At 36.7% G+C, this 2,825-nt stretch carries 3 protein-coding genes; 1 reads left to right on the plus strand and 2 read right to left on the minus strand.

Going from position 1 to position 2,825, the window contains the following annotated elements; translation table 11 throughout:
- Positions 1 to 330 (minus strand): transposase (locus DNK84_RS13510; protein WP_208123235.1); only part of this gene is annotated, 330 nt, incomplete at its 3' end.
- A 158-nt stretch (positions 331 to 488) separates the two neighbouring features.
- Here DNK84_RS13510 and DNK84_RS13515 point away from each other — a divergent pair.
- The gene (locus DNK84_RS13515; protein ID WP_119344990.1) at positions 489 to 716 is read left to right on the plus strand and encodes a hypothetical protein; all 228 of its coding nucleotides are present in this window, start codon (positions 489 to 491) and stop codon (positions 714 to 716) included.
- Between the two features lie 102 nt (positions 717 to 818).
- Here DNK84_RS13515 and DNK84_RS13520 read toward each other — a convergent pair whose 3' ends face one another.
- On the minus strand, positions 819 to 2,615 hold the full coding sequence (locus tag DNK84_RS13520; protein ID WP_119344991.1) for a hypothetical protein: 1,797 nt from the start codon (positions 2,613 to 2,615) through the stop codon (positions 819 to 821).
- Positions 2,616 to 2,825 lie beyond the last annotated feature (210 nt).

The raw sequence follows: 2,825 nt of genomic DNA on the forward strand, positions 1-2,825 counted from the left end.
CAAACCTTCAATCCGCGTGCTTCGCTTGGGAACAAGTACAGGATCAAATTCACCTGAGCGATCACGAGGCACATCAATTTCCAATAGGCCATCTTCTGTTATTACGCTTTTTCGTGCCGTGCCGTTACGTGCATTAGCAGAATCGCTACGTTCATGCCTGTCATAACCAAGATGCGCCTTTAGTTCACCTTGTAAAGCACGTTCAACCAGACCTTTGGTTAATTGCTTCAATACGCCATCTGATTTAAATAGATTGGATAAATCAGCACCTGATTCGACAATGAGATCAAGCGCTTGATCTAATGCTTTGTTTTGTTCTTTGTTTTTCATCTTTCGTCCTTAGATTATACGTTTTAACCATTATAACCTATGAAAGAATTTACACAGTTATTTCAATACTCCCGTTATCTTCGATGAACTCAACGTATACTACAGATCTTATTTGTCTGTCTTTTTTTTGGCTTGTGTATTTATGGGTTTATCCCAACATGTTAGGTATGGTAAGCGCACTTTTCCCCGCGCTTACAGGTACTGCAATTTCTATTTTTAGCTTTATTCAAATTATGGGTGGTGTTGCTTTTACTGCTTTTGGTGCTTTTCACCTTTTAGATAATGTCTATGAATTAGGCTTAACAGGTGTTACAGGCATATTGTTTGCATTGCTTATGTTTATTTATATGCAGCGTGCTTTGAAAAATAATAAAGCCAATAGCTAAATAATTTATAATGTGGATAAAATTTAATCTTAAATGGTTTTGTTATCAAATCTTTGTCTTGAAAGTTTAAGTGAACAAAGAAGATAGGACAAAGATGTCCAGTTACAGAATATCTTTTGAAATGGCAAGTCCATTATCTGTTGCAGCATAAATTGAGTTTGCAACAAAAACGTCATAAACGGTGTTGCTACCAAGCCCTAAAATAGTTGTACTGTTTGTCCAAGTTTGCCCGTCATCAGTAGAAATGGATACACCACCAAGCAAGTTTCCTGGGGAACCGGTTGCCAGATAGATCGTATTACCAGAGACAAATACACCAGAGACGACATCACTTGCTAAACCATTGTTTATTTGGTTTTTAGTTGCCCAGGAAATACTTTCCTGACCATTACCATCAATTGAAACGGTACCAATAAGTAAACCATTATCTGTTGCAGCATAAACCTTACCATCAATAACAAAGACATCATTAATAACGATTCCTGCTAATTCTGATGTCCATTGCTCTGCATTATTTTTTGAAATAGATAAGCCATTATCAGTCGCAGCGTAGATAACATCGTTGAGTACAAAGACGGCATTAATATAATCACTGCTTAACGTATTTTCTGTATTTGCTTGGGTTTTTATTTGCCAAGATACTGTGATTTCATTGTTGTTATCTATTGACATTATACCGATTGCAATACCATTTGTTGTTGCCGCATAGATAATACCGTTTGTGACAAAAGCAGATAAGACATTGCTGCCTGCTAAGTGTATTTGCCAATCATTATTATCTTTTATTAATAACCCTTGATCTGTTGCGACATAAATGATTTCAGCAGATACAAAAATACCATTGGTCATATATCCATCTAATTCAATTGACCAATTAATCGCTTTTTGACCACTTTGGTCTATTATGGGTGTTCCGATTGACAGACCATTATCAGTTGCAGCATAAATAACATTATTCATGGTGAAGACATCTTTAACAAGGTTATGGCTTAAGCCATCAGCTGTTGTTTTATTTTTCCATTGTACACCTGTTTGTTTTAATACAGATAAGCCACTTTCTGTTGCAAGATAGATATTACTACCAGAAACAAAAATTCCTCGGACAGTATTGCTTCCCAGGCCATCTTGAACTGTTTTTTGTTCCCAGGCTATAATCATTTGGCCATTGCCATCTACTGTTAATGTTCCGATAAATAATCCATATGCTGCTGTCGCTACATAAACAATATTACCAATAACGATAATGTCATAAATGTTTTTGTCTGTAATATAATTTGTCCAGGTATTTCCATCATCTGCTGAAATAGATAGACCCTGTGCCGTACCTGCAAAGATTCTATCTTGTGTAACAAACACACTGTTGATGTAATTACTTGCTAAAGTATTATTTGTGTTTGCCTGTGTTTTTGTTTGCCAGCTTTGGCCATTGTCATTTGAAATTGATAAGCCGCCGCCCGTTGTTGCAGCATAAATGTTGCCGCCTGATACAAAAACATCTCTGACATCACTGTTACCTAAACCGTCATTGGCTGTTTTTAAGGACCAAGCAATGGTTTCATTTCCATTACCATCCTCAGTAATCGTTCCTATTTGCAGGCCGTTACGTGTCGCTGCATAAAGCGTATTATCAACACGTAAAATCTGGTAGATAATGCTGTTATTAAGTGCATTTTCCCAGGAAAGAATTTCCTGGTTATTTTCACCTGGTGTAATTGTTCCAATAGATAAGCCAAAAAGTGTTGCTATGTAGATTTTATTGCCTTGTACAAAGACATCATTAGTGTAATTACTGATTAAGCCATCTTGCTCTGTTTCTGTGATCCAGTTTAATCCCCCGTCTTTTGAAAATGATAAACCACCACCATAAGTTGCAGCATAAATAGTATCACCAGACTCCATTACACTATAAAGCGTATCTACGTGTAAGCCGTCAGCATCTGTATGGTTTTGCCATGTGGCACCATTATCATTTGAGCGTAACAGGCCACTGTTTGTTGCGGCATAAATTGTGTTTTCTGAAATAAATATATTAGCTACATTGTAACCATTCAGATAGGTCGTAACCCCTTCGTTAATGTTTGTTGTCGTTAATCACACTACAGGACAGTA

Origin of the sequence: Facilibium subflavum (assembly GCF_003574485.1) — a bacterium.
Lineage (GTDB): Bacteria > Pseudomonadota > Gammaproteobacteria > Francisellales > Francisellaceae > Facilibium > Facilibium subflavum.